Annotated in this window: 1 protein-coding gene; it reads left to right on the top strand. The window is 58.0% G+C overall.

The features are described 5' to 3' along the window. Positions 1-9 precede the first annotated feature (9 nt). A partial coding sequence (locus EXE42_RS17310) for a GDP-mannose 4,6-dehydratase (protein ID WP_137707098.1) occupies positions 10-355 on the top strand: 346 nt, incomplete at its 3' end.

Here is a 355-nt window from a genome sequence, read left to right as displayed (position 1 = left end):
GGTAGTAGTATGCGAATCCTCGTCACAGGTGGGGCCGGCTTTATCGGGTCCAACTTCGTCCACCACGTACTCGACACCCACGAAAACGACGAAATTGTCACACTGGACGCGCTGACGTATGCGGGCTCAAAAGACAACTTGGAGGGCGTCCTCGACGACCCGCGCCACGAGTTCGTCGAAGGGGATATCCGCGATCAGGAACTCGTGAGAGACCTCGTTGCTGACGTGGACGCAATCGTCAATTTCGCCGCGGAGTCACACGTAGACCGCTCCATTGAGGGTGCAAAGCCGTTTGTGAGCACGAACGTCCAAGGGACACAAACCCTGCTCGATGCGGCTAGTGAGGCGGACATCG

Origin of the sequence: Halorubrum sp. SP3, assembly GCF_005435195.1 — an archaeon.
In the GTDB taxonomy this organism is placed as follows: Archaea; Halobacteriota; Halobacteria; order Halobacteriales; family Haloferacaceae; genus Halorubrum; species Halorubrum sodomense.
The sequence above is the reverse complement of the archived record's forward strand: the minus strand, read 5'-3'. Positions and strand labels throughout refer to the sequence as shown.